The sequence below is a fragment of the Nocardia sp. CC227C genome (assembly GCF_030767025.1).
Classification (GTDB): Bacteria; Actinomycetota; Actinomycetes; order Mycobacteriales; family Mycobacteriaceae; genus Nocardia.
On sequence record NZ_JASITE010000023.1, the window covers coordinates 25,422 to 50,542 of the forward strand.

24 protein-coding genes and 1 pseudogene are annotated in these 25,121 nt (G+C 68.5%); 21 read left to right on the top strand and 4 right to left on the bottom strand.

Going from position 1 to position 25,121, the window contains the following annotated elements; all coding sequences use genetic code 11:
- Positions 1–103 precede the first annotated feature (103 nt).
- Positions 104–781: a Pr6Pr family membrane protein gene (locus QMO76_RS31770; protein WP_306365053.1), complete on the top strand. Its 678-nt coding sequence runs from the start codon at positions 104–106 to the stop codon at positions 779–781.
- A gap of 26 nt (positions 782–807) precedes the next feature.
- Here the strand turns inward: QMO76_RS31770 and QMO76_RS31775 are convergent.
- A pseudogene (locus QMO76_RS31775) lies at positions 808–1,317 on the bottom strand (HAD family hydrolase); the annotation flags it as partial.
- Between the two features lie 81 nt (positions 1,318–1,398).
- Between QMO76_RS31775 and QMO76_RS31780 the strand changes: the two are divergent.
- Positions 1,399–1,674, top strand: coding sequence for a hypothetical protein (locus QMO76_RS31780; protein WP_306365054.1), 276 nt, complete (start codon positions 1,399–1,401; stop codon positions 1,672–1,674).
- 59 nt (positions 1,675–1,733) lie between these two features.
- Positions 1,734–3,560, top strand: coding sequence for a glutamine--fructose-6-phosphate transaminase (isomerizing) (glmS, locus tag QMO76_RS31785; protein ID WP_306365055.1), 1,827 nt, complete (start codon positions 1,734–1,736; stop codon positions 3,558–3,560).
- 4 nt (positions 3,561–3,564) lie between these two features.
- On the opposite strand, the gene QMO76_RS31790 is transcribed toward glmS, so the two are convergent.
- Positions 3,565–5,073: a PucR family transcriptional regulator gene (locus QMO76_RS31790; protein ID WP_306365056.1), complete on the bottom strand. Its 1,509-nt coding sequence runs from the start codon at positions 5,071–5,073 to the stop codon at positions 3,565–3,567.
- 163 nt (positions 5,074–5,236) lie between these two features.
- On the opposite strand from QMO76_RS31790, the gene uraD (QMO76_RS31795) reads away from it, so the two are divergent.
- From uraD (QMO76_RS31795) to QMO76_RS31815, 5 genes are all read left to right on the top strand, one after another.
- Entirely contained in the window at positions 5,237–5,773 is a 537-nt protein-coding gene (gene uraD / locus QMO76_RS31795) for a 2-oxo-4-hydroxy-4-carboxy-5-ureidoimidazoline decarboxylase (RefSeq protein WP_306365057.1), read from the top strand.
- Positions 5,770–6,069: a hydroxyisourate hydrolase gene (gene uraH, locus QMO76_RS31800; protein WP_306365058.1), complete on the top strand. Its 300-nt coding sequence runs from the start codon at positions 5,770–5,772 to the stop codon at positions 6,067–6,069. The genes uraD (QMO76_RS31795) and uraH (QMO76_RS31800) overlap by 4 nt, the downstream gene beginning before the upstream one ends.
- Positions 6,070–6,072: 3 nt before the next feature.
- The gene (gene pucL, locus QMO76_RS31805) at positions 6,073–6,945 is read left to right on the top strand and encodes a factor-independent urate hydroxylase (protein WP_306365059.1); all 873 of its coding nucleotides are present in this window, start codon (positions 6,073–6,075) and stop codon (positions 6,943–6,945) included.
- A 54-nt stretch (positions 6,946–6,999) separates the two neighbouring features.
- Positions 7,000–8,349 carry an 8-oxoguanine deaminase gene (locus QMO76_RS31810; RefSeq protein ID WP_306365060.1) on the top strand — a complete coding sequence of 450 codons (1,350 nt, stop codon included), beginning with the start codon at positions 7,000–7,002 and terminating at the stop codon, positions 8,347–8,349.
- A 176-nt stretch (positions 8,350–8,525) separates the two neighbouring features.
- Complete coding sequence (locus QMO76_RS31815; protein WP_306365061.1) at positions 8,526–9,974, top strand: NCS2 family permease; 1,449 nt, start codon at positions 8,526–8,528, stop codon at positions 9,972–9,974.
- Between the two features lie 4 nt (positions 9,975–9,978).
- Here the strand turns inward: QMO76_RS31815 and QMO76_RS31820 are convergent, their stop codons facing one another.
- Complete coding sequence (locus QMO76_RS31820; protein WP_372342128.1) at positions 9,979–10,734, bottom strand: IclR family transcriptional regulator; 756 nt, start codon at positions 10,732–10,734, stop codon at positions 9,979–9,981.
- A gap of 79 nt (positions 10,735–10,813) precedes the next feature.
- Between QMO76_RS31820 and QMO76_RS31825 the strand changes: the two genes are divergently transcribed.
- The 12 genes from QMO76_RS31825 to alc all read left to right on the top strand — a co-directional run bounded on the left by QMO76_RS31825 (position 10,814) and on the right by alc (position 20,969).
- Positions 10,814–11,056 carry a thiamine-binding protein gene (locus QMO76_RS31825; RefSeq protein WP_306365063.1) on the top strand — a complete coding sequence of 81 codons (243 nt, stop codon included), beginning with the start codon at positions 10,814–10,816 and terminating at the stop codon, positions 11,054–11,056.
- Positions 11,049–11,438: a helix-turn-helix domain-containing protein gene (locus QMO76_RS31830; RefSeq protein WP_306365064.1), complete on the top strand. Its 390-nt coding sequence runs from the start codon at positions 11,049–11,051 to the stop codon at positions 11,436–11,438. The genes QMO76_RS31825 and QMO76_RS31830 overlap by 8 nt, the downstream gene beginning before the upstream one ends.
- 192 nt (positions 11,439–11,630) lie before the next feature.
- Positions 11,631–12,131, top strand: coding sequence for a 2-oxo-4-hydroxy-4-carboxy-5-ureidoimidazoline decarboxylase (uraD, locus tag QMO76_RS31835; RefSeq protein ID WP_306365065.1), 501 nt, complete (start codon positions 11,631–11,633; stop codon positions 12,129–12,131).
- Positions 12,128–12,460 (top strand): hydroxyisourate hydrolase, encoded by a 333-nt coding sequence (gene uraH / locus QMO76_RS31840; RefSeq protein ID WP_306365066.1) that lies wholly within the window; start codon positions 12,128–12,130, stop codon positions 12,458–12,460. The genes uraD (QMO76_RS31835) and uraH (QMO76_RS31840) overlap by 4 nt, the downstream gene beginning before the upstream one ends.
- Positions 12,461–12,465: 5 nt before the next feature.
- The gene (pucL, locus tag QMO76_RS31845) at positions 12,466–13,371 is read left to right on the top strand and encodes a factor-independent urate hydroxylase (protein WP_306365067.1); all 906 of its coding nucleotides are present in this window, start codon (positions 12,466–12,468) and stop codon (positions 13,369–13,371) included.
- Positions 13,372–13,386: 15 nt separating this feature from the next.
- Positions 13,387–14,784 carry a nucleobase:cation symporter-2 family protein gene (locus tag QMO76_RS31850; RefSeq protein ID WP_306365068.1) on the top strand — a complete coding sequence of 466 codons (1,398 nt, stop codon included), beginning with the start codon at positions 13,387–13,389 and terminating at the stop codon, positions 14,782–14,784.
- A gap of 125 nt (positions 14,785–14,909) precedes the next feature.
- Positions 14,910–15,290: a gamma-glutamylcyclotransferase gene (locus tag QMO76_RS31855; protein WP_306365069.1), complete on the top strand. Its 381-nt coding sequence runs from the start codon at positions 14,910–14,912 to the stop codon at positions 15,288–15,290.
- Complete coding sequence (locus QMO76_RS31860; RefSeq protein WP_306365070.1) at positions 15,287–16,084, top strand: hydroxypyruvate isomerase family protein; 798 nt, start codon at positions 15,287–15,289, stop codon at positions 16,082–16,084. Before QMO76_RS31855 ends, QMO76_RS31860 begins: the two co-directional genes overlap by 4 nt.
- Positions 16,081–16,956, top strand: coding sequence for an NAD(P)-dependent oxidoreductase (locus QMO76_RS31865; RefSeq protein ID WP_306365071.1), 876 nt, complete (start codon positions 16,081–16,083; stop codon positions 16,954–16,956). The genes QMO76_RS31860 and QMO76_RS31865 overlap by 4 nt, the downstream gene beginning before the upstream one ends.
- 5 nt (positions 16,957–16,961) lie before the next feature.
- Positions 16,962–18,752 carry a glyoxylate carboligase gene (gene gcl, locus QMO76_RS31870; RefSeq protein ID WP_372342131.1) on the top strand — a complete coding sequence of 597 codons (1,791 nt, stop codon included), beginning with the start codon at positions 16,962–16,964 and terminating at the stop codon, positions 18,750–18,752.
- 17 nt (positions 18,753–18,769) lie between these two features.
- Positions 18,770–19,927 carry a glycerate kinase gene (locus QMO76_RS31875; RefSeq protein ID WP_306365072.1) on the top strand — a complete coding sequence of 386 codons (1,158 nt, stop codon included), beginning with the start codon at positions 18,770–18,772 and terminating at the stop codon, positions 19,925–19,927.
- Positions 19,928–19,934: 7 nt separating this feature from the next.
- Positions 19,935–20,969, top strand: coding sequence for an allantoicase (gene alc, locus QMO76_RS31880; RefSeq protein ID WP_306365073.1), 1,035 nt, complete (start codon positions 19,935–19,937; stop codon positions 20,967–20,969).
- A gap of 171 nt (positions 20,970–21,140) precedes the next feature.
- Here alc and QMO76_RS31885 read toward each other — a convergent pair whose 3' ends face one another.
- Positions 21,141–22,697 (bottom strand): AAA family ATPase, encoded by a 1,557-nt coding sequence (locus tag QMO76_RS31885; RefSeq protein ID WP_306365074.1) that lies wholly within the window; start codon positions 22,695–22,697, stop codon positions 21,141–21,143.
- 166 nt (positions 22,698–22,863) lie between these two features.
- Between QMO76_RS31885 and QMO76_RS31890 the strand changes: the two genes are divergently transcribed.
- Positions 22,864–24,864 carry an HNH endonuclease signature motif containing protein gene (locus QMO76_RS31890; protein WP_306365075.1) on the top strand — a complete coding sequence of 667 codons (2,001 nt, stop codon included), beginning with the start codon at positions 22,864–22,866 and terminating at the stop codon, positions 24,862–24,864.
- The last annotated feature ends 257 nt before the right edge of the window (positions 24,865–25,121 follow it).

Sequence of the window (25,121 nt, forward strand, 5' to 3'; positions counted from 1 at the left end):
TGCGCGGCGGCGGTGGGCCAACCCCCGGTCAGGGCTAGCGGGAAGGTTGCCATATGGGCGATTCGCCGCTGCTGTCCAGGCCGGCTGTGGGACCATTCTCGTCATGGTGACCAGTTCAGCGACACCACGGTGGATCCGTCTGGCGCGGATTGCGTTCGGTCTGCTCGGCCTCTTCGGCCTGATCTGGATTCCGGCGCAGAATCTGGGCGTGGCCGACTGGTCGATCGCGAACTACTTCAGCTATTTCACCATCCAGTCCAATGTGATCGGCGTGCTCGCGTTGCTGGTCGGCGGTCTTCTCGATCCGCGATCGCACCGCTGGCAGCTGTTCCGCGGCGCCGCCACGCTCTACCTGGTGATCACCGGCGTGGTCTACGCGGTGCTGCTGGCGAATATCGATGTGATGCTTCAAGACAAGTGGCTCAACGACCTGATGCATCGTCTGCTGCCCATCGTCATCCTGGTGGATTGGCTGCTGGTGCCCTCCCGGCTCACCGTCGGTGCGCGCCTGGTGGGGGTGTGGCTGGTATATCCCGTGCTGTACGGCGTGTACACGCTGGTGCGCGGGCCGATCGTGGACTGGTATCCGTATCCGTTCATCGACCCGCGCGGCCAGGGCTACTGGTCGATGACGTTCGGCCTGGTGATCCTGGTGGTGGTGTTCGCGCTGCTGGCCGTGGCGGTGGCCGCGCTGGGCGGAATCCTCGGTGACCGGATCGGATTGTCGCGCAACCAGGACGGAAAAGCGGTCAGCTCCGACAGCACCGCGTCCGCGCCGTAGTCCCGCAGCACCTCGGCGCTGTACCCGCCGGTCGCCACGGCGAGACCGACAGCTCCGGCAGCCCGTGCCGCGTCGACATCGCCCGGATGGTCACCGACATACAGCCAGGCCCCGTGTTCCCGTAGCGCGATCCCCTTCCGCGCGGCCCACAGCCCGCCCCGCACCACATCGACCGGCAGCCCCAGGAACTCCACCGTCGCGACGGTGTCCCGATGATTCTTGGCCGACACCACCATGGTCCGCCCGCCCCTGGCACGTACTGCCTCGATGGCATCCCGCGCCCCCGGCATGGTCACACTCGCCGGAACCGCGATCCCCGGATACAGCTCCCGATACCGCGCCACCATGGCATCGAGCTCCCCGGCCGGAAACCAGTTCGCCAACTCGACCTCCAACGGCGGTCCCAGCCTCGAGGTCACCAGTTCGACATCGATGAACACCCCGGTCTCCGCCGCCAGCCGCGCATACACGGCCCCGATCCCGGCCCGCGTATCCGCCAGCGTCATATCCAGGTCGAACCCCACCATCATGCTCATCAGGCTAGTATTAGCGAATTTGTGCCCGAAATCGGGCAGGAAGTTCCACTATTGGGTCGTGGGATGGCTATGGTGGTCGCCGTGCCTGCTACCGAAGCTCCGCCGCGCGATCTGGTTCGGCATGTCGCCGGGTCCACCGGACTGCCCCTGGCGGTGGCGGCCCGGGTGGTCGCCGATGTGATCGCCTATTTCGGTGAGACGACCGAGGACTATGTGCGGCGGCGGCATGCGGAGTTGCGTGGGCGTGGGCGCAAGAACGCGGAGATCTGGGCGGAGTTGGCCGAGGAACTGGCCAACCGGCCCGTTCGGGCGGGGGAGCTGACCGAACGGCAGCTGCGTCGCATCGTGTACGGCTGAGCGTCCGCGTCCCAACTGGCTGATATCCCTGTCCGATATCCGAGGAAAAGAGCGAGCGTATGTGTGGAATCGTCGGCTACGTCGGCCACAAGGCGGCGACACCGATCCTGTTGGAGGGGCTGCGGCGGCTGGAGTACCGCGGCTACGACTCCGCGGGGATCGCGGTGCTGCACCGGGGCCGGATGAAGGTCACCAAGGCCGCCGTGCGGGTCGACGAACTGCGCGACCTGGTCGGGGACGGCGGTCCGGGCACCATCGGCATCGGCCACACCCGCTGGGCCACCCACGGTGAGCCGTCGGAGGCCAACGCGCACCCGCACTTCGACACCGCCAAGCGCATCGCCGTGGTGCACAACGGCATCATCGAGAACGCCGATGTACTGCGGGCCAAACTCACCAGCGCCGGGGTGAACTTCGTCTCCGACACCGACACCGAATGCATCGCGCACCTGGTGGCGGCGCGGATGGAGGCCGGTGCGGCGACCCTGGAGGACGCGGTGCGGGCCGCGCTCACCGAGGTCGACGGCGCGTACGGGCTGGTCGTGCTCGACCTGCGCACCCCGACCGAACTGGTGGTGGCCCGCAACGGCAGCCCCATCGTGCTCGGCATCGGCGAGGGCGAGATGTACGTGGCCTCCGACGTCGCCGCCCTGGTCCGTCACACCCAGCGGGTGGTCTTCCTCGACGACGGCGAACTGGCCACGGTGACCGCCGACGACTTCCACACCAGCACCCTGCAGGCGGTGCGCACCGCCAAGACCGCCACCACCGTCGCGGTCGACGATGCCGACTATCGCCTCGGCGGCCACGACGACTTCATGCACAAGGAGATGAGCGAGCAGCCCGACGCCATCCGCCGCGCGCTGCTGGGTCGCCTCGACGAGCGTTTCGCCACCTCCCGGCTGGACGGCCTGCGCCTGGACCCGCGTGAGCTGCGGGCCATCCGCCGGGTGAAGTTCCTCGGCTGCGGTTCGGCCTACTACGCGGGTCAGCTGGGCGCGAGCCTGGTGGAGGAGCTGTCCCGACTACCCGCGGACGCCGAACCCGCCTCCGAATTCCGCTACCGCAACCCGGTGGTCGAACACGACACCCTGTACGTGGCGGTCAGCCAGTCCGGCGAAACCGCCGACACCCTGGCCGCGGTGCAGGAGCTCAAACGCAAGGGCGGCCAGGTGATCGGCGTGGTGAACGGCGTCGGCAGCGCCATCGCCCGCGAATGCGGTCGCGGTGTCTTCCTGCACGCCGGTCCTGAGGTCTCGGTGGCCTCCACCAAGGCCGTCACCAATATGAGCGTCTGTTTCGCCCTGCTGGCCACCCTGCTCGGCCGGGTGCGCGACCTCGGCGTCGCCGACGGCTCCCGCATCGTCTCGGCGCTGAGCGAACTGCCCGACCGGGTGGCCGAGGTGCTGGCCATGGACGCCGAGATCGCCGCGGTCGCGGAGCAGTTCTCCGATGCCACCCGCATGTTCTTCATCGGCCGCGTGCGCTGCTGGCCGGTGGCCCGCGAGGGTGCGCAGAAGCTCAAGGAGATCTCCTACGTGCACGCCGAGGCGTATCAGGCATCCGAGCTCAAGCACGGCCCGCTGGCCCTGATCGACCCGGATATGCCGTCGGTGGTGCTGGTTCCGGACGACGAACTGCTCACCAAGAACATCGCCACCATCGAGCAGATCAAGGCCCGCGGCGGCCCGGTCATCGCCGTCACCAATGCCGATCTCCCGGAAGGCTTGGCGGACGCGGTGATTCGCGCCCCGCACACCACCCGCGAACTGGATCCCATCCTGCTCACGGTGCCGTTGCAGCTGTTCGCCTATCACCTGGCCCGCGCCCTGGGCCGCGATATCGACAAGCCGCGCAACCTCGCCAAGAGCGTGACCGTGGAATAGCGGGTCAGCGCAGGGCCAGCGCCAGGAAGAAGTCGACGCGGTCCTCGAGCCGGGACAGATCGCGCTGGGTGAGCTCCTCGATGCGCTGGATGCGGTAGCGCAGCGTGTTCACGTGCACGTGCAGCACCTCCGAGCAGCGGGCCCACGAACCCGACAGTTCGAGGAAGGTCTCCAGCGTGTTCACCAGATCGGCGCGATTGTCCTTGTCGTAGTTGATGAGCGGGTCCAGCAGCCGCACCCGGAACATCCGGCGCACCTCGTCCGGCACGCTGGCCAGCAGCAGCATGTGGGTAGCCAGTTCGTCGTGGCGCACCACGCTGGTCGGCTGCGGGCGTTCGGCGGCCATGCGCCGCGCGTAGCGGGCCTCCTCGATCGCGCCGCGCAGGCCCTCGCCCTCCACCGCGCCGCTGATCCCGACCGACAGCCGGCTGCCCTGGAGACCGGGGCCGAGTGCTTCCACGGCGCGGTGGATGCGGTCGTCGAGCGAGGTGTCGCCGCCGAGGGCGACCAGCACGATGGCCTCGCCGTCGACCACGCCGGCGGCGGGGCTGCGGTCGTGCAGGATCTCGCGCAGCAGTGCGCGCAGCTCGCGCGGGCGCACGGCCCCGGAGTCGGCGGTGGCGGCCACCGCCAGATAGCGGTCGGAGAGCGCGAGGCCGGTGAGTTCCAGCCGCGACACGATCTCGGCCGTCTTGGCGTCGGAGACGATGAGTTCGATGAGTTCCTGCGCGAGCCGCCCCTCCGAACTCTGCCGGTCGTCCAGCCGCGCCCGTTCCAGCGACACCACGGCGGCCAGCTCGCCGACCAGGGTGCGCCGTTCCTCGTGCCAGTCCTTGTAGTCGCCCGCGAAGACCAGGAACCAGTCGGCGACCCGCGAGGTGCCGTCGGGGTCGACCGCGAACAGCGAATAGCGGGTGCCGTCGACGGTCGACACGTGCGGTAGCCGCCGCGCGGCCAGGAAGGCGGTGCGCAGGGCGACGGGCGGTGGTTCGGCGGGTCCGGAGATCACCCGCCCGGTGGACGACACCACCCAGCAGGGCATGCCCAGATTGCGTTCCACCAGTTCCAGCACCGAGTCCAGGCCCTCGCCGGAGACGAGGCGGCGGTGCCGGTCCAGGATGGCCGACAGATCGGCGGCGCGGCCGGTGGACAGATAGCGGTTGACCTGCTCGGTCACCGTGGCGAAGGCGATGTGCTCGGGCACCCGGAACAGCGGGATGCGATGCCGCTCGCACGCCTCGACCAGATCGGCGGGCACCTGTCCGTAGAGCGCGTCCCCGGCGGCCAGCCCGGCTACCTTGGCACGTGACAGCGCCGAGACGAACGCCTCGCTGTCGGCGGGTTCGCCCCACCATTGCAGGCCGGTGAGCACCAGTTCGCCGCCGGAAAGATATCGGCTCGGGTCGAGCATGTCGGTGGTGACGACCCAGCGCACGAACCGTTCCAACTCGCTCTCACCGGTGACGAGTCGCAGGCCGAGGTCCGTCATGGCCAGCAGAGAATGCAACCGCATGATTGCCGAGGCTAACAGCCAGTGACAGCCAGGTTACGGAACTTGGATGTATCTACAAACCGACCGCTGTGAAGCAGGCCACATCTTCGGAGGTCTCGTCCCTGCCGCTGGTCACGGCCGCCCTGTGTACTTACCGGCGTAGCTGACAAGGGATGGAGGTCGGATGTCGAGTCGCCTGGAATGGCTCGGTTCGCTGCCCCTCGAAGAGGCCGAAGCGCAGTTGCTCAGTTGCTGCGCCTCGCGGCAGTGGGTGCGCAAGATGGTGGCAAACCGGCCCTACGCCGACGAGGCGAGTCTGCTCGCGGCCGCGGTGGACGGGGTGCGGGAGCTCGGGTGGGCCGATGTGGAGGAGGCGCTGTCGGCGCATCCGCGCATCGGGGAGCGGGCCGAGGCCGCCCGGCGCGAGGGCATGTCCGCCGAGGACGCGCAGCGCGAGGCGCAGTGGTCGCGGCAGGAGCAATCCGACGCCGCCACCGCCGACGATGCCGTCAAGGCCGAACTCGTCGCCCGCAATCTGGCCTACGAGGAGCGCTTCGGCCACGTCTTCCTGATCCGTGCCACCGGTCGCAGCGCGACCGAGATCCTGACCGCGCTGCATCGGCGGCTGCACAACTCGGTCGAGGAGGAGCGCGTCGAGGTGCGCGCCGAACTCGCCGACATCACCGTCCTGCGTATCCGAAAACTGTTGGGGCTGCTGTGAGTCTGTCCACCCATGTACTCGACGCGGCCACCGGCCGCCCGGCGGCGGGGCTGCCGGTGCGACTGGAGGCCGCCGACGGGACGGTGCTCGCCGAGCACCGCACCGACGCCGACGGCCGGATCAGGGATCTGCCCGCGCCCGGTGCCGGGACGCATCGGCTGATCTTCGACACCGGCGAAATCAGTCCGTTCTACCCGTCGGTGACCATCGCTTTCACGGTCACCGACCCGGCGGAGCACTATCACGTGCCCCTGCTGCTGAGTCCGTACTCCTTCTCCACCTATCGAGGTAGCTGAACAATGTCGATCACGCTCGGTCCCAACCGATACGGCAAGGCGGAAACGCGCGTCGTCCGGGTCACCAAGAACGGCAACAAGCACGATCTGCGCGATCTGAATGTCAGCGTGGCGCTGTCCGGCGATATGGAGGACGTGCACCTGACCGGGGACAACGGCGCGGTGCTGCCGACCGACACCCAGAAGAACACCGTCTTCGCCTTCGCCAAGCAGTTCGGCATCGCCTCGCCGGAGGAGTTCGGGCTGCGCCTGGCCCGGCACTTCGTGGACTCCCAGCCCACCATCGACCACGCCCGGGTGGAGATCGAGGAGTACGCCTGGGAGCGCAATGTGGTCGGGCTCAACGCCCACCCGCACTCGTTCGTGCGCTCGGGCCGCGAAACCCGCACCGCCCGTATCCATTACGACGGTAACAAGGCGTGGGTGGTGTCGGGCCTGAAGGACCTCACCGTGCTGAACTCCACCGGCTCGGAGTTCCACGGCTACATCCGCGACCAGTACACCACCCTGCGCGAGACCCGCGACCGGGTGCTGGCCACCGAGGTGGAGGCGCAGTGGCGGCACTCCGGCGACACCGCCGAGTGGGACAAGTCCTACGAGATCGTGCGCCGTTGCCTGTTGCAGGCGTTCGCGGACACCCACAGCCTGTCGTTGCAGCAGACGCTGTACGCGATGGGTGAGCGGGTGCTGGAAACCGTCTCCGACATCGTGGAAGTCAAGCTGGCACTGCCCAACAAGCACCACTTCGAGGTGGATCTGAGCCCGTTCGGCCAGGTCAACGACAACGAGGTGTTCTGGGCCGCGGATCGTCCGTACGGTCTCATCGAGGGCACGGTGGTGCGCTCGGTCCCTACCGCCGGTCCCGCCTGGGATTGAGAGTACTAGCGGCGCAATGGATCTCCTACGTCCTGAGGATCGGTACGCGACACCATGAGCACACTGATCATCGAAAACGCTTACATCGCACCGGTGGTGGGCGATGAGATCCCGCACGGCCACCTGGTGATCGAGGGTGGCCGTATCCGAAGCCTCGGCGCCGGACCGGCGCCGACGGTGGTGGGCGCGCAACGCCTCTCCGCCACCGGCTGCCTGGTGACCCCGGGCCTGGTGAACACCCACCACCATCTCTACCAATGGGCCACCCAGGGCCTGTTCCAGGACGCGACGCTGTTCGAATGGCTGACCGGCCTGTACCGCACCTGGGCGCGGATGGACGCCGACGTCGTCTACGGCGCGGCCACGGCCGCGCTGAGCTGGCTGGCGCTGACCGGCTGCACCACCTCCAGCGACCACCACTACCTGTTCCCGAAGGGGCGTGGTGACCTCTTCGCGGCCGAGGTGCGCGCCGCCCAGGAGGTGGGGCTGCGCTTCCATCCGTGCCGGGGTTCCATGGACCGCGGCCGGTCCGACGGTGGCCTGCCGCCCGACGAGGTGGTCGAGAACCGCGACGAGATCCTCGCCAGCACAGCCGAACTCATCGACACCTACCACGATCCGTCGTTCGACTCCATGCTGCGGGTGGCCGTGGCGCCCTGTTCGCCGTTCTCGGTGACCGAGGGCCTCATGCTCGACGCCGCCGCCCTGGCCCGCACCAAGGGCGTGCGGCTGCACACCCACCTCGCCGAAACCCTCGACGAGGAGCAGCACTGCCGTGAGCAGATGGGCTGCTCCCCGGTCGAATACATGGCGAAGCTGGGCTGGCTCGGCGACGACGTGTGGTTCGCCCACGCCGTGCACCTGCACGATGCCGATATCCGCCGTTTCGCCGAGACCGGCACCGGCACGGCGCACTGCCCGAGCTCCAATGCCCGGCTCGGCGCGGGTATCGCCCGGGTGTCGGAACTCCTCGCGGCCGGTGCGCCGGTCGGGCTCGGGGTGGACGGCGCGGCCTCCAGTGAACTCACCTCCCTGGCCGGGGAGATGCGTCAGGCCATGCTCTTCCAGCGCGCGGTGCACGGCCCCACCGCGCTCACCGCCCGCCAGGCGCTGGAACTGGGCACCCTCGGCGGCGCGCGCAATCTGGGCCGCCAGCGCGAGATCGGCTCGCTGGAGCCCGGCAAGCTCGCCGATATCGCCGTCTGGCGGGTCGACGGCTTCCGGGCCGCGGTCGAGGATCCGGTGTGCGCGCTGGTGTTCGGCCCCACCCCGCCGCTGGCGCGGCTGCTGGTCGGCGGGCGCACCGTGGTCGAGAACGACGAATTGCGCACCCTGCCGCACGACATGGTCGGCCACGCCGGGGTCTTGGCCCGGCAACGGCTGCTGCGGCAGCAATCCCGATGAACCCCACGAGCGCACGGAAGGACACACAGGACACCGGAGCCTTACTCCGGAGCAGTTGATCAACAGGGGCAGACCGCATTCCACGCGGTAGAGACTCCACAACAGCAACGACCGAATCCTCGGTCCGGCACAACCGAGTCGGACCGCAGGTCGGCTATGCCCTGAGGAGGGCAGCCATGACCCAGATCCAGTCCCCGTCCGGCCGATCACAGCCGGACACCGTCGCCGTCCGGTCTCCACTCGACCGGTACTTCAAACTGAGCGAACGACGGACCACCGTATCCCGTGAAGTCCGCGGCGGCATCACCACATTCGTGGCGATGGCCTATGTGATCCTGCTGGTTCCGCTGATTCTCGGCGGGGTCACCGATATCAACGGTGACAAGCTCAGCATTCCCCAGCTGACCACCGCCACCGCGCTCGCGGCCGGTCTCTCGACCGTGCTCATGGGACTGGTCGGCAATGTGCCGCTCGCCCTGGCCGCGGGCCTGGGCCTGGTGCCGGTGGTCGCCTATCAGGCCGCCCCGCACATGACCTGGCCGCAGGCCATGGGCCTGGTGGTGCTCATGGGCGCGGTGATCGTGGTGCTGGCCGCCACCGGCCTGCGCACCATGATCATCAACGCCATCCCGCTGGCGCTCAAGAACGCCATCGGCGTTGGCATCGGCATGTTCATCGCCATGATCGGCCTGGTGTCCTCCGGGGTGGTGGGCAATGGCGCGGCCGGTGGACCGCCGGTCACGCTCGGCGTGGACGGGCATCTCGAGGGCTGGCCGGTGGTGGTGTTCGCGGTCGGACTGCTGCTCATGCTGGCGCTGTTCGCCCGCAAGGTGCCCGGCGCCATGCTGATCAGCATCGCGGTGGCCACGGTGCTCGCCATCGTCATCAACTCCGTGGCCACGATCGACCCGCTGGCCTGGGGCACCGTTGTTCCGGAAACACCCGAATCCCTGTTCGCGGCACCGGACTTCGGCCTCATGTTCAATGTCGACCTGTTCGGCGGCTTCGCCGAGGCGGGTGCGCTGGTCGCCAGCGTGGTGCTGTTCACCCTGGTGCTGACCGGCTTCTTCGATGCCATGGGAACGGTCTTCGGCGTCTGCGACGAGGCCGGACTGCTGGACGAGAAGGGCAGCATGCCCGGTTTCGGGAAGATCCTGACCACCGACGGCATCGCGCAGATCATCGGCGGGGCCAGCGGCGGTGCGGGCAGCACGGTGTACGTGGAATCCGCTACGGGCGTCGGTGAGGGGGCCCGTACCGGACTCACCAGTGTGGTCACCGGTGGACTGTTCTGCGCGGCCATCTTCTTCACGCCGCTGGCGGCGGTGGTGCCGATTCAGGCCGCCGCACCCGCACTGGTGCTGGTGGGCGCGCTGATGATGACCCAGGCCCGCAAGATCGACTGGTCGGACCTCGAGGTGGCCATCCCGGCCTTCGTGACCATCGTGCTCATGCCGTTCACCTACTCCATCACCAATGGCGTCGGCGCGGGCCTCATCGCCTACGTGGTGATCAAGGCGGCGCGCGGCAAGTTCGGGGAGATCCACGGACTGGTGTGGATCGTCAGCGCGGTCTTCGCCGCCTACTTCGCCATCTCCGGTATCGAACTCGTGCTGGGTGGCTAGTGTTTCACCGCAGGTCGGCCGCCAGTGCGCGGCCGACCTGCGCGAGCAGGGGCACCGCCCGTGCCACCAGTTCGTCGCTCATCCGCCCCGCCGGTCCGGAGATCGAGACAGCCAGCCGCGCCGGGGCTTCGGGCACCGCGACGGCGACGCAGCGCACTCCCACCTCCTGCTCACCGTCGTCCATGGCGTAACCGGTCTCGGCGGCGTGTTCCAGCTGCCGCGTGAATTCCCGGGCATCGGTGACGGTGTGGTCGGTGTAGCGCGGCATACCGGTGCGCTGCAACAGCTCTCGCACCCGCTCCGGCGGCATCCCGGCCAGAATGACCTTGCCCACCGCGGTGCAGTGCGGCAGCACCCGGCGACCCACCTCGGTGAACATGCGCACCGAATGCCGCGAGGGCACCTGGGCGACGTAGACGATCCGATCTCCGTCCAGCATGGCCATATTGGCCGATTCTCCGAGTTCGTCGACCAGCCGCGCCAGATGCGGTCGCGCCTGCGAGCTGAGCATGCGCGCCGAACTCTCGCCCAGTTTGATCAGCTTCGGCCCCAGCACGTACTGCCGCGACGGGTCCTGGTGCAGATAGCCCAGATCGACGAGGGTGCGCACCAGCCGGTGGATCGTGGGTAGCGGCAGGCCGGACACCTCGGCCAGCTGCGAGAGCCCCATCATGCCGCCCTGGTCGGCCATGGTCTCCAGCAGTGCGAACGCCCGCTCCACCGACTGCACGCCGCCGGAGCGTCCGCTGGTTGAATTCACCGCTGTCACCGACCTGCCTCGTCCACGTTTTCCGGATGGCGGAAGTTTACCGGGGAGCGGTGGCGGTAGCCTGAGGGCCATGCGGCTGCGCGCGGAATTCACCACCGAACCCTTCCACGGCGAGGGGCAGCCGCCGCCGCACGCCACCGAAACGCTCGACGTTCTCCAGAACGCCGGTCTGGCGTGTGAATTCGGCCCGCTGGGCACCGCGGTATCGGGTTCCGGCGATATCCTGCTGCCCGCGTTGCGGGAGATGCTCGCCGCCGCCTTCGCGCACGGTGCCACCCGGGTGACCTTGCAGGTCGAGCGGGTCGATGAGTAGGCGCGCGACGCTGGACACCGGCCATCCGGTGCTGGTGACGGTGGCCCCGCTGCTGGAGCGGGTGGGCGCGACCCTGGTTCCGCCGGAGGAATGCGCCCCCGACGATGTCCCGCTGGTCTGGGAGGGTGCGACCCTCGCCGGGGTGCGGCTGCCCGCTCCGGGGGCCGAGACCGATCAGGGTATCGACCGGCTGCTCAGTGATGTCGCGGCCGAATTCGGCTGTCGGCTGGCCGATCTGCCGCGTGACGAGAAGCAGCGGGCGGTGCGGCTGCTGGAGGAGCGGGGCGCGTTCAGCTACCGCAAGTCCGCCGAGAAGGTGGCCGAGGCGCTGGGGGTCACCCGGTTCACCGTCTACAACTACCTCAACCGCACTCGGTCCTGAGCCGCTCTTTCCGGTAGTAGCGCTGAATCCCGCTGTACAGCAGCGGGATTCGCTGTTTCCGGGGGTGTGATACCGGTGTCGCGCGCACACTGTCCCCACGGAACTTCAACAAACTGTTGACGACAGCACGTGACCTGTGCCACTATTTCGTTAGTCGGAATTCAATTTCCGCGATACGAGAAAGTGCAGCTCATGGTCGTTCTCGACGAGTTCAACAGTATGGAGGCCGCCTGGCTGCGCCCGGCCCTGCTCGACTGCTGCGATGTGCCCGAATGGGCCGACGCGCTGCTCGACGCCCGGCCCTACCCGGATCTCGACAGCCTGCTGGGTACCGCCGAACAACTGGCCGCAGCGCTGCGCCCCGAGGCGGTGGAACGCGCGCTCGCCGCCCATCCCCGCATCGGTGAGAGCGCCCCGGGGCCCGGTCGCGGCGCTGCCTGGTCGCGCGAGGAGCAGTCCCGCATCGACGCCGACGTGGAGACCGCCGCCGCCCTGCATTCGGCGAACCGGCTGTACGAGAAGCGCTTCGGTCGCGTCTTCCTCATCTGCGCCACCGGCCTGACCAGCTCCGAGGTGCTCGCCGCCCTGCTGCTGCGCTTGGGCAACGACCCCGAGACCGAGGCGGCGGTGGTGGCGGTGGAACTGCGCAAGATCGCGCTGCTGCGGCTGCGCCGCGTCGTGGTGCCCGCATGAGCGCCGTCACCACCCACGTCCTCGACACCGCCCTGGGCCGCCCGGCCGTCGGCGTACCGGTGCGGCTGGAACGCGTCGACGGCGATACCCCCGAGGTACTGGCCATCGCGGTCACCGACGCCGACGGGCGCATTCGCGACTTCGGCCTCGACCGGCTGGACCCCGGCGGTTACCGCCTGGTCTTCGGTGTCGCCTACTACGCCGCGACCACCGGGCAGGACTACTTCCTCTCCGCCGTCGACATCACCTTCACCCCCACCGACAGCGGCCACCACCATGTCCCGCTGCTGCTGAGCCCCTTCGCCTGTTCCGTCTACAGAGGGAGTTGATCACCGTGGCCATTCAGCTGGGCCCCAACCAATACGGGAAGGCCGAGAACCGGATCGTGCGCGTCTACCGCGACACCGACCGGCACCGGATCCGGGACCTCAACGTCTCCACCTCGCTGCGGGGCAGGTTCGACGATGCGCACATCACCGGCGACCAGAAGGATGTGCTGCCCACCGACACCCAGAAGAACACCGCCTTCGCCTTCGCCAAGGAGAAGGGCGTGGAGGCCGTCGAGGATTTCGCGCTGGTGCTGGCCGACCACTTCATCTCCCGCACCCCCGGCGCGGACGGGGCGCGCATCGAGATCGAGGAATACGCCTGGGATCGCATTCCGGTCGACGGCGCGGGACACGACCACTCCTTCGTCCGGGGCAGCTCGGAGGTGCGCACCACGGTGGTGAACATGGACGGCTACGGGCCGGACCGCCGCGCCCACGTGGTCTCCGGCCTGCGCGATCTGGTGCTTCTCAAGTCCACCGGGTCGGAGTTCCACGGCTTCTTCGAGGACAAGTACACCACCCTGCGGCCCACCGAGGACCGTGTCATGGCCACCTCGCTGGTGGCCCGGTGGCGCTACGACCATCTGGACGTGAACTGGGACAAATCCTTCGACGCCATCCGCTCGATCCTGCTGCGGCAGTTCGCCGCGGTGCACTCGCTGGCCTTGCAGCAGACCCTCTACAGCATGGGACGCGCTGTGCTGGAGCAGCTTCCGGAGGTCGCCGAGATCAAGTTCTCCGCGCCCAACAAGCACCACTTCCTGGTGGACCTGAGCCCGTTCCACGTGGAGAACCCCGGTGAGGTCTTCATCGCCGCCGACCGCCCGTACGGACTGATCGAGGCGAGCGTGCACCGCGACGACGCCTCCGACCCCGGGGCGGCGTGGTTCGCCGTACCCGGATTCTGTTGAGGGAGTGAAGCTTCCGTGAAACTCTTCGACAAGAACCGGACCCCGGGCCCGGAAGACGAGACCTATCCGCCGCTGACCACCCTCGCCTACGGCACCCAGCACATTCTGACCATGTACGGCGGGGTCATCGCGCCGCCGCTCATCGTGGGCGGTGCGGCGGGACTGTCGGCGGGGGAGATGGCCCTGCTGGTCACCGCGGGCCTGTTCGTCTCCGGGTTGGCCACCATGCTCCAGGCGCTGGGCATCGGTCCGGTCGGCAGCAGACTGCCCATCGTGCAGGGCGTGTCGTTCGTGAGCGTCTCCACCATGGTGGCCATCTCCGAAAGCGGCGGCCTGAGCTCGGTCTACGGCTCCATCATCGTGGCCGGTGTGATCGGCCTGGTGCTGTCGTCGGTCTTCGCGCATCTGGTGCGGCTGTTCCCGGCGGTGGTGACCGGCACCATCATCACGGTGATCGGGCTGTCCCTGCTGCCGGTCGCGCTGGGCTGGGCCATGGGCGGCGATCCGGCGCAGCCCGATTACGGGTCCATGGCCAATATCGGCTTCGCGGGTTTGACGCTGCTGGTGATCCTGGTGATCAGCCGGGTCTTCCAGGGCGCGATATCCCGGCTGTCGATCCTCATCGGACTGGTACTGGGCACCGTGGTGGCCGTGGTGCTGGGCCGCGCCGACTTCTCCGACGTCGGCGACAGCCCGCTGGTGGCGCTGCCACCGCTGTTCCCGTTCGGTCCACCGACCTTCGAGGTCGGGGCCATCGTCGCGATGACCATCGTGATCCTGGTGATCATGACCGAGGCGACCGCGGACATCCTGGCGATCGGCGAGATCGTGGAGACCGAGGTCGACACCAAGCGGGTGGCGGCCGGCCTGCGCGCCGATATGGCGTCCTCGGCCTTCGCGCCGCTGTTCGGCACCTTTCCGTGCAGCGCGTTCGCGCAGAACGTGGGGCTGGTGGCGCTCACCGGCATCAAGAGCCGGTTCGTCGTGGCCACCGGTGGCCTGGTGCTGATGCTGCTCGGCCTGGTGCCCGTCATCGGTGCGGTGGTGGCCGCCATCCCGGATCCGGTACTCGGCGGGGCGGCGGTGGTGTTGTTCGGATCGGTTGCGGCCAGCGGCATCCGGATGCTGGCCCGGGTCCGGTACGAGGACAACCTGAATATGGTGATCGTGGCCGTCTCGATCGCCTTCGGGGTCATACCCATTGCGGCCCCGACATTCTGGGACGCGTTCCCGGAATGGCTGGGCGTCGTGATGCACTCCGGTATCAGCGCGACCGCCATTGTCGCCGTACTGCTCAACCTCCTGTTCAACGAGGTGACCATCGGCAATCGCTCGGGCGCGTCCGTGTTCACCGCGGCCGCCGACGAACGCGACGGGTTCGGCGAACGAATCGACGACGACATCCGGGACTGAACGCCCGGCTGGACGAATCTACGAAAACAGCCCCGATTCGATTCGGATGTTTGGTGCTCATCGGCCTATCGCGGGCGGTGTGACTCCCGACATACTTTCGTTCATCGGGGGAGGAAGGAATTGCGATGCCTCTCATTTTCCTGAATGGCGGAGCCATGCGTGGTGGACCGCTCAACCATCTGCTCGCGGGCGCTCCGTTCGCGGGTGAGGTGAAAACCGCTCCGCACTACCGGTTCTATTCGGTCGGCGACCGGTTCCCGGGCCTGCATCCCGTTTCCGACGGGGGCACCCCGATTGTCGGGGAATTGTTCGACGTATCGATGGACGTGCTGCGCACCAGCCTGCTTCCGGCGGAGCCGCCGGAACTCGAACTCGGTGTGATCGAACTGGAGGACGGCCGCTCGGTGCTGTCCATGGTCCTGCGCCGCCCGCCCGTTTCCTATCCGCAGCTGATCGACATCACCGAATTCGGCAGCTGGACGACTTACCGCGAGGGAAAGAAATGAAATACGGACCCGGAGGGTCGCCCCGGAAATTCGACGTCAACTGTTCGATTCTCTTCACCGACCTGCCACTGCTGGAACGGCCCGCGGCGGCCAAGGCGGCCGGATTCGACGGCGTCGAATTCTGGTGGCCGTTCGGTGCGGATCCGACGCCGGGCGACAAGGAAGTCGACGCCTTCGTGCGCGCCATCGGCGACGCCGGGGTGGAATTGGTCGGCCTGAACTTCATCGACCTCATTCCCGCGGGCCGGGGGCTGGTCTCGGTGTCGGGGGAGGAGACCCGATTCCGCGACAATATCGAGGTCGCCGTCGGCATCGCCGAGCGCACCGGCTGCAAGGCATTGAACGCCCTGTACGGCAATCGGATTCCCGGTGAGGACGCCGACAAGCAGGACGAGCTGGCCCTGGAGAACCTCGGCCTGGCCGCCCGCGCCGCCCAGCGCATCGGGGCGACCGTACTGCTCGAGGCGCTCAACTCCTATGAGTCGCAGTCGTATCCGATCGTCTCCGCGGCGCAGGCCGTGCGGGTCATCGAACAGGTCGGCGAGACCAATGTGCGCTTCCTCTGCGACCTCTACCACCTGGCCCGCATGGGCGAGAACCTGACCTCCGTCATCGACACCTGGGCCCGCTACATCGGCCACGTGCAGATCGCCGATTCGCCGGGTCGCGGACGGCCCGGCAGCGGCGTGCTCGACTTCGACGCGCTGTTCGCCGCCCTGGACGCCAGCGGCTACGACGGCTGGATCGGCCTGGAATACAAAGACCCCGAACTGGATTGGGAGTGGATCAAGTGAGCAAGATCGGATTCGTCGGACTGGGCATCATGGGCGGCCCGATGGCCGGACACCTGGTGAAGGCCGGTCACGACGTCACCGTCTACGACGTCAACTCCACCGCCATCGACAAGCTGACCACCGTCGGCGCGACCGGCGGCGGCGACATCGCGGAGACGGTGCGCGACAAGGACATCGTCATCACCATGCTGCCGCAGGACGAGCATGTGGAGGCGGTGTTCACCGAGGTGCTGGCGCACGCCGCCGAGGGCACCCTCTACATCGACTTCTCCACCATCACCCCGCGCACCGCCGAGTGGACCTACACCGAGGGCGCCAAGCGCGGGCTGCGGGTGCTCGACGCCCCGGTCTCCGGCGGCGAGCCCGGCGCGGTGAACGCCACGCTGTCCATCATGGTCGGCGGCAGCGAGGACGACTTCGCCACCGCCACACCGATCTTCGAGACCGTGGGCAAGACCTTCGAGCTGGTCGGCCCCAATGGGTCCGGTCAGGTCGTGAAGGCGGCCAACCAGCTGGTGGTGGGCGGCACCTACGCCCTGATCGCCGAGGCCATCCTGCTCATGGAGTCCCTGGGCGCGAACGCCGAGAAGGGCCTCGACGTGCTCGCGGGCGGGCTGGCGGGCAGCCGCATTCTCGAACTCAAGCGCAAGACCATGCTGGAGCGCAGCTTCCAGCCCGGCTTCCGCATCGACCTGCACCACAAGGATATGGGCATCATCCTGGCCGCCGCCCGCCAGGCCGAGGTGCCGATCCCGCTGGGCGCGCAGACCGCGCAGCTCATCGCCGCCGCCCGCGCCATGGGCCACGGCTCCCTGGACCACTCGGCCCTGCTGCTGGTGGCCGAGGCGCTGGCCGGAAAGGGGCGGGCGTGACACGGATGCGCACCGTGGACGCGGCCGTCCTGATCCTGGAGAAGGAAGGCGCGACACAGGCTTTCGGGCTGCCCGGCGCGGCCATCAATCCCTTCTACAGCGCCATGCGGGCGCACGGCGGCATCCGCCACGTGCTCGCCCGGCACGTGGAGGCGGCCTCGCACATGGCCGAGGGCTACACCCGCGCCCGGGCCGGGAACATCGGCATCTGCGTCGGCACCTCCGGCCCGGCCGGAACCGATATGATCACCGGACTGTATTCCGCCAGTGCGGATTCCATTCCGATCCTGTGCATCACCGGCCAGGCTCCGGTGGCGAAGCTGCACAAGGAGGACTTCCAGGCTGTCGATATCGCCTCGATCGCCGCTCCGGTGTGCAAGTGGGCGGTGACGGTGCTGGAGCCCGCGCAGGTGCCCGGCTCCTTGCAGAAGGCGTTCGCACTCATGCGTTCCGGGCGGCCCGGCCCGGTGCTCATCGACCTGCCCCTCGATGTGCAGCTGGCCGAGATCGAATTCGACATCGACACCTACGAGCCGCTGGCGGTGCACCATCCCACCGCCACCCGGGCGCAGGCGGAGAAGGCACTCACCATGCTGGCCGCCGCCGAGAAGCCGCTGCTGGTGGCGGGCGGCGGCGTGGTCAACGCCGACGCCGCCGAGCTGCTCGTCGAATTCGCCGAGCTGACCGGCGTTCCCGTGGTGCCGACGCTGATGGGCTGGGGCACCATCCCCGACGACCATCCGCTGCACGCGGGCATGGTGGGCTTGCAGACCTCGCACCGCTACGCCAATGCCACGCTGCTGGAATCGGATTTCGTGCTGGGCATCGGCAACCGGTGGGCCAACCGTCACACCGGCGGCGTCGAAACCTACACGCGTGGACGCACATTCGTGCATGTCGATATCGAGCCGACGCAGATCGGACGGGTGTTCGCCCCCGACTACGGCATCGTCTCCGACGCCGGGGCCGCGCTGACGGTGTTCCTGGAGGTGGCGCGGGAGATGGCCGCCGACGGGCGGCTGCCGGACCGGTCGAACTGGGCCGCGCAGTGCCGCGAGCGCAAGCGCACCCTGCTGCGCAAGACGCACTTCGACGCGGTGCCGATCAAACCGCAGCGGGTGTACCAGGAGATGAACCGGGCCTTCGGGTCGGATGTCCGCTACGTCACCACCATCGGCCTGTCGCAGATCCAGGCGGCGCAGCTGCTGCACGTGTACAAGCCGCGGCACTGGATCAACGCGGGCCAGGCCGGACCGCTGGGCTGGACCCTGCCCGCCGCGCTCGGGGTGGCCACCGCCGACCCGGACACCCCGGTGGTCGCATTGTCGGGTGACTACGACTTCCAGTTCCTCATCGAGGAATTGGCGGTCGGCGCGCAGTTCAACATCCCGTACATCCACGTGGTGGTGAACAACTCCTACCTCGGTCTGATCCGGCAGGCACAGCGGCAGTTCGATATGGACTACTACGTGCAACTGTCGTTCGACAACATCAACAGCCCCGAGGTGGGCGGCTACGGCGTCGATCACCTGAAGGTGGCGGAGGGGCTGGGCTGCAAGGCCATTCGCGTCTCCGAACCCGACCGCATCGGGCAGGCGCTCGAGGACGCCAAGAAGCTGATGGCCGAGCACCGGGTGCCGGTCCTGGTGGAGGTCATCCTCGAACGCATCACCAATGTGTCGATGGGCCTCGAGATCGACAGCATCAACGAGTTCGAGGAGCTGGCCGGCTCGATGGATGACGCGCCCACCTCCATCGCCGCCCTGGAGTACGAAGCGAGCGGGAGCACGGTGTGATCCAACCGCGCGGTGGGGTGAGGAAAGGATGGCAGGAGGGCCACGTGCTGCTGGCCCCCGACAAGTTCAAGGGGTCGCTGACCGCCCCGCAGGTCGCCGCGCACATCGCGGCCGGGCTCCGGCGCGTGCGCCCGGAGGTCCCGGTGGTGAGCGCGCCGGTGGCCGACGGCGGTGACGGCACCGTGGACGCCATGGTGGCCGCGGGTTTCGCCCGTCTGCAGACGGGTGTCACCGGGCCGGTCGGAGATCAAGTGGCCGCCTCGTTCGCGATGAGGGGCGAGACGGCCGTGGTGGAACTCGCCGAGGCGTCCGGGCTGCGGCGGCTCCCCGACCGGCCCACCGCCACCACCAGCCTCACCGCCACCAGCGCGGGCACCGGTGAACTCATGCGCATCGCCGCCGAACGCGGCGCGCGGCGCATCGTGCTCGGCCTCGGCGGCAGCGCCTGCACCGACGGCGGCGCGGGCATGCTCACCGCCCTGGGGGCCCGGCTGCTCGACGAGGACGGGCAGCCGGTGCCGCCGGGTGGCGCGGGGCTGCTGCGACTGGCGCGCATCGACATCTCGGACATGATCCGGGTGCCGGTGGTCGTCGCCTCCGACGTGGACAATCCACTGCTCGGGCCGCGCGGCGCCGCCGAGGTGTACGGGCCGCAGAAGGGTGCGGGCCCGGAGGAAGTAGCCCAGCTGGCCGCCGGATTGGCGCGGCTGGCCGAAATCGTCCGTCGCGATGTTGGCGTCAACGCGGCGGAGCGCCCGGGAGCGGGCGCAGCGGGCGGCGTGGGTTTCACGGCCCTCGCCGCCCTCGGCGCCACCCTGCGTCCCGGGATCGAGATCATGTTGGAGCAGTTGGATTTCGACGCGCTGCTCGCGGGTGCGCGGCTGGTGATCACCGGCGAGGGCTCGCTGGACGAGCAGACCCTGCACGGCAAGGCCCCCATGGGGGTGGCGCGCGCCGCCGCCCGCGCCGAAGTGCCGGTGGTGGCGGTGTCCGGCCAGCGGCTGGTGTCCCGGGAACGGTTGCGCCACCACGGATTCGAGGATGCCTTCGCACTCACCGATATCGAGTCCGATCCGCAGGTCTGCATGACGCGGGCTGGCGCACTGCTGGAGCGGTTGGCCGCCCGGATCGCCGAAGCCCGCTTGGAGCGCCCGCTGACCCGAAACCATCTGTAGGAGAAACATGTCGGATTTCACCACCCTGCCGGATCTGGCCCTGCGCACCTATCGCGCCGGTGTCGTGGCCGCCAGCGACGAATCCTTCGAGGAGCGCGAGAATCTCATCAATCCGTGGGAACCGCGCTTCTCCGCCGAAACCTTCGGCCCCAAGGGCCAGGAGTACGACGGCTGGGAAACCCGCCGCCGCCGCAGCCCCGGCCACGACTGGGCCGTCATCCGCCTCGGCATGCCCGGCATCATCCGCGGCGTCGTGATCGACACCGCCTGGTTCAAGGGCAACTACCCGCCCTTCGCCTCCGTGGAAGCCTGCCGGATATCTGGCTACCCCTCCGCGGCCCAGCTGAACTCCACCGCCGACTGGGTGGAGATCGTTCCCCGCACGGCGCTGGGCGGTGACGCCAAACACGAGATCCCGGTCTCCGACGACCGCATCTTCACCCACGTCCGCCTGAACATCCACCCCGACGGCGGCGTCGCCCGTCTGCGCGTGCACGGCGAGGTCGTTCCCGATCCGGATCTGCTCGTCGGTCTGACCGTCGACCTCGCCGCCCTGGCGAACGGGGCCCGCGCATTGTCCTGCTCCAACCTCTTCTACTCGGCGGCCGACAATATGCTGGCCCCCGGCCTGGCCCGCAACCAGGCCGAGGGCTGGGAAACCGCTCGCCGCCGCGACGACGGCAACGACTGGGCCGTCATTCGCCTGGCCGCGCAGGGCACCCCCGAGCTCATCGAGCTAGACACCACCAACCTGCTGTTCAATGCCCCCGGCGAGGTGCGGCTGCTCGGCATCGACCACTCCGGCGACGACCCGCTGCCGCCCGCCGATTCCGCCGAATGGTTCGAACTGCTGCCACGAACGGCCGTACAGCCCGACACCCCGCACCGCTTCCGCGTGGCGGCGGCGGCGAAACGCCCCGCCACCCACGCCCGGCTGGACATCTACCCGGACGGCGGCGTCGCCCGCCTGCGCGTCCTGGGTTCGCTCACCCCGGCCGGAACGGAAGCACTCAACGCCCGCTGGGCCGGTACGACGGCCTGAGAACCGTGCCACCCGCCATCGCCTACCCGGCGGGTTCCAGCGATCCGGACAGCCACAGTGCACCCCTGAACGGATCGCGGTACGACCGCCCGGCCCCCTCCGTATCGCTCACCCCGGGCGACCGATACGGAGTGGGCCGGTGCGGACCCATCCACGGCGCATCCGGAACGGTCACGGCGACGAACCATCCCCGTAGTCCACGGGATTCGCGCCGTCGAAGTCCGGCCCGGATTCGAGCGGCGACGCGGGTACGGCGTGCAGCTTGGCCCATTCGCGCAGCGCCGTGAGTTCGGCACCCTGCACGGTGGACAGGGGAGTGGTGTTCCCGGCGGCCCGGAGCAGGTCCGACCGCTCGAGGGGCCGTCGGGCGGAGTAGGCATCGAAAAGCCCGGTGACGACGCACTGTTCGATCTGCTCGCCCGAGAAGCCCTCGGAAGCCTGGGAGAGGTCGCGGAGCAGGGGAGCGGAGAGCGACAGTCCTGCGGCGGGGCCGGTGAGCCGATCATCGAGATGGATACGCCAGATGAATTCGCGTTCGGTCGAATTCGGGAGGTCGACGAAGAACGTCCGGTCGAAACGGCTCCCGCGGAAGAGATCCTGTGGCACATTGTCGACGCTGTCTGCGGTGACGATCACGAACACCGGCCGGGTCCGCTCGCGCAACCATGCCAGCATGGTGCCGAAAACCCTTGTGCAGTAGTCACTATCGCCGGTAACTGCCCGACCTGCATCGCGCACCCAGAGTACGCAGGGTGCGGCGGCTTCGACCGTGGCCAGGGCGGCGCGCACCTCACGGTCGCTGGCTCCGGCCGTTCCGCCACACACCCGGCCGAGATCCAGGCGGATGAGCGGCAGTCCCCACTCGGCGGCTATCGCCTTGGTGATCGAGGACTTCCCGCAGCCGGGCGCACCGGCGAGAAACACTCCCTTGGGGGCGGGCAGACCGTAGGCGGCGGCCTCGGTGAGCCAGTGGTCGCGGTGGCCCAGCAGCCAGGCCGCGAGATTCGCGAGCCCACCCACCCGCTCGAGCCGCATAGTCGTCCGAACCGGTTCGAGCACCCCGGACCGGCGCACGGCCTGCGCTTTCCGCTCGAACACGACCTGCACCGCCGACTCCGTGAGACCGCCGTCCACCATGGCCAGCGCGAACGCCCGCTCGGCCTCGACGAGCGTCAAACCGACCGCCGCCGTAGCGAGCCGGTCGCGTACGGCCTCCTCGATAACGATGCCCCCGCCCTCCGCCATGCTGTCCAACAGCTCACCGATCTCCGCCGCCGGCGGCAGCGCGAAATCGACCACGGTGACATCCCGTTGCAACTCCACCGGTATGCGCAGCACCGGAGCCACCACGACCACCGTGCGCGCCACCTCACCGGACCCGAAGTCCCGCACCAGATCTCGTAACGCCCGCACCACCTGCGGATCGGCCGGACGCCCGTCGTCACCGAGGAAAGCATGCAGATCGGTACAGACGAACACGGCCCGCTCCACCACCCGCCGAACACCCTGCAACATCTGCGCCGGTTCCCGGGTATTGCGTTCGGTCAGCCCACCCGATCGCCGCATTCCCTCCGTGGTCGTCCAGTGCCACAAGGCCCGAGACGGCTCCAACTCATCCAGGACCGCGCGGATCTCGCTGAGAACCCGTTGCTCCTCGAAGGTTTCGATATAGATCAGCGGAAAACGAGCCTCGAGGAGACGCGTCAGGGTGCGGCGAAACGGGTGCACACCCGCCGATGGTAGTGCCGAGGGGAAACACCCGGTCGGGTATTCGTGACGGGAGCCGTAAAAGCGGTCGGCACCGGCTAGAAAAGGGACAAATCGGATGTGAAGATGTGCAGGTCAGATGATGTTTTCCCTTCTGCGGCAATGTGTTTCGCGGTAGAATTGGTGCATGATTCCGGAGGGGGAAACGCGAGGCGGTGATACCGCGGCCGGTTTGTCGGCGGCGATGGACACCCTGCTGGGCACCGATCTCACCGGACTGTCGGATTCGGCTCTCGTGGATGTGATGCGGGAGGTCGAGTCGGTGCGGTGTCGGATGGCGGCGTTGTCGCATCGGATGATCGCCGAGGTCGAGGGCAGGCATCTGTGGGAACGCGCCGGGGCCAAGGGGATGCGTGGGTATCTGATCGATGTGCTGCGCCTGTCGGCGGCCGAGGCCGGGGCGCGGGTGCGGGCGTCGGTTCCGTTGCGGCCCCGCTCCTTCTGCGGGGAGGAAACGCCCGCCCTGTTGCCGACCACCGCCGGGTTGCAGGCCGAAGGAGTGGTGTCGCCCGAGCACGCTCGGGTGATCCTGCGGGTGATGGACCGTATCCCGAACGCGGTCCCCGCCGAGCGCAAGGTCGAGGCCGAACGGCAGCTCGCCGAGGCGGCCACGCAGATGCCGCCGGAGTACGTCACCAAGGTCGGACACGTGCTGTTGTCGTGCCTGGATCCGGACGGGGTGCTCACCAGCGACGACGACCGCGCTCGACGCCGGGAGTTGGTGGTGGGCAAGCAGCGTGTCGATGGCATGAGCGAAATCCGCGGTGTGCTCGATCCCCAACTGCGAGCCCTGGTGGATGTGGTGTTGGCCAAGTGGGCGCGTCCGGGGATGTGCAACCCGGAGGACCCGGACAGTCCCCGCATGGGATCGGGTGTGATCGACCAGGACGTGGTGGAGGTGGCGGCGGGGCGGGATCGGCGCAGTGCCGGGCAACGCAATCACGATGCGCTCAAAGCCTTCCTGGCCGCCGGAGGAGGACCCGAGCAACTCGGTACCCATCGCGGCGTGCCGGTGTCGGTGGTCCTGACGTTGAGCCTGACCGACCTGCAATCGGGGTCGGGCTACGCCCACACCGCGTCGGGGTCGGTGATGTCGATCCCCGACGCCCTGCGCATGGCCGAGGGCTCCTATCCGTTGTTGATGCTGTTCGACGGGAAAGGGTTGCCGCTGCATCTGGGGCGGGGTAGGTATCGGTTGGCGTCGCCGTGGCAGCGGTTGGCGTGTATCGCGGCTGATCGGGGTTGTACGCGGCCGGGGTGTGAGGCTCCGGCGACGATGTGCGCGGTGCATCACATGATCCCGTGGCTGCGCGGTGGCCGTACCGATATCGACAACCTCACCCTGGTGTGTGATCGCTGTCATGCTCAGATCCCCGAGGATGTCGAGGACTCGACCGGGTGGGCCACCCTCGGACGCGACACCAGCACCAGCACCAGCAGAGCCAACGCCCCGGGCAGTGGTAATGCCCCCGACCGTGGCAACGCCACCGGAAGCGGCTACGGCACCGGCGGTGGAAGCGGCTATGGCAGTGGCGGCGACGGTGCCAGTGGTATCGGTGGTGGGCTCGGTGGTGGTAGGCGTATCGGCATCGGTAGTGGCCGGTATCCCGGTCGGGTGGTGTGGTTGCCGCCGACCCGGATCGATCCGGCGCGGGCTGCTCGGGTGAATCTGCATCACCACCCCGACCAATGGCTCACCCACCCGGATCATCACGGCCATACCGATGATCGTGGCCCGGATCATCACGGCCATACCGATGATCGTGGCCCGGATCATCACGGCCATACCGATGATCGCGGCTCGGATCGTCACGGCCATGCCGATGATCGCGGCTCGGATCGTCACGGCCATGCCGATCATCGCGGGCATGCCGATCATCGCGGCCCGGATCGTCGCGGGCATGCGGATCATCGTGGCTCGGATCGTCACGGCCGTGCCGATGATCATCGCGGGCATGGAGGCCAGCGTGGCCATGCCGATCATCGTGGATGTGGCGACCGTGGCGGCCCTGAGCATGACCGTGACCGCTCGGACGATAGCGCGGGCAGTACGCGTCGCGATCGCACGACGCCGCCGTATCGTGCCCAGCGGCCGGGTCCGGTCCGAGGCGATCACTTACGCCAGTAGACCGCCGCCCCGAAAACGGTTGTCTCGAGAACGTAACCCCAGCCAGTCCGTGGGCTGGGGTAGAAGCGCGCGGCACCCCACCCGGCGTCAGCGAAAGCCAGGTAAGGCACCCAACGCCACCACACTCATCTTTTCGAGCTCTGCGGCAACACCCTCGAACCGCCACGCCCCCCGACACCTCAACACATGGACAAGGCCGCAACTTCTCCATATCGATAACCAGAATCCCCCCACCCCCACCCCTCGACAATGCGACC